This window comes from Corynebacterium sp. HMSC076D02, from assembly GCF_001813815.1.
In the GTDB taxonomy this organism is placed as follows: domain Bacteria; phylum Actinomycetota; class Actinomycetes; order Mycobacteriales; family Mycobacteriaceae; genus Corynebacterium; species Corynebacterium simulans.
In genome coordinates this window covers 101,492-101,928 of sequence record NZ_KV814082.1, presented here as the reverse complement: position 1 = coordinate 101,928, position 437 = coordinate 101,492, and the positions used below count along the sequence as shown (strand labels likewise).

3 tRNA genes are annotated in these 437 nt (G+C 56.5%); all 3 read left to right on the top strand.

Annotated elements, in window-relative coordinates:
* The first annotated feature begins 84 nt into the window (after positions 1-84).
* The 3 genes from HMPREF2935_RS11085 to HMPREF2935_RS11075 all read left to right on the top strand — a co-directional run bounded on the left by HMPREF2935_RS11085 (position 85) and on the right by HMPREF2935_RS11075 (position 378).
* Positions 85-156: transfer RNA gene (locus tag HMPREF2935_RS11085), tRNA-Val, on the top strand.
* A 45-nt stretch (positions 157-201) separates the two neighbouring features.
* Positions 202-277 (top strand) — tRNA-Gly (locus tag HMPREF2935_RS11080).
* A gap of 30 nt (positions 278-307) precedes the next feature.
* A tRNA-Cys gene (locus tag HMPREF2935_RS11075) sits at positions 308-378 on the top strand.
* Positions 379-437 lie beyond the last annotated feature (59 nt).

The window sequence follows — 437 nt, the reverse complement described above, 5'->3', positions numbered from 1 at the left end:
AGGGTCGCGAGTTCGAGTCTCGTCATCCGCTCCAAGACGTTAATCGGTAGCTATTCTGGTTAGCGTGTTGACAATAAAATATCGGCGCGATTAGCTCAGTGGGAGAGCGCTTCCCTGACACGGAAGAGGTCACTGGTTCAATCCCAGTATCGCGCACAAGGCCCAGAAACGGGCCTAGAAAACCGGGCCTGGTTTTCGAATGCGGATGTAGCGCAGTTGGTAGCGCATCACCTTGCCAAGGTGAGGGTCGCGAGTTCGAGTCTCGTCATCCGCTCCAGCACACTTGTGTGTGAGGCGGTATCGCCACGGTGGAATGGCCGAGTGGTGAGGCAACGGTCTGCAAAACCGTGCACACGGGTTCGATTCCCGTTTCCACCTCAACTTTGACACGCTTTGGCGTGTCGAGCGCGATTAGCTCAGTGGGAGAGCGCTTCCCT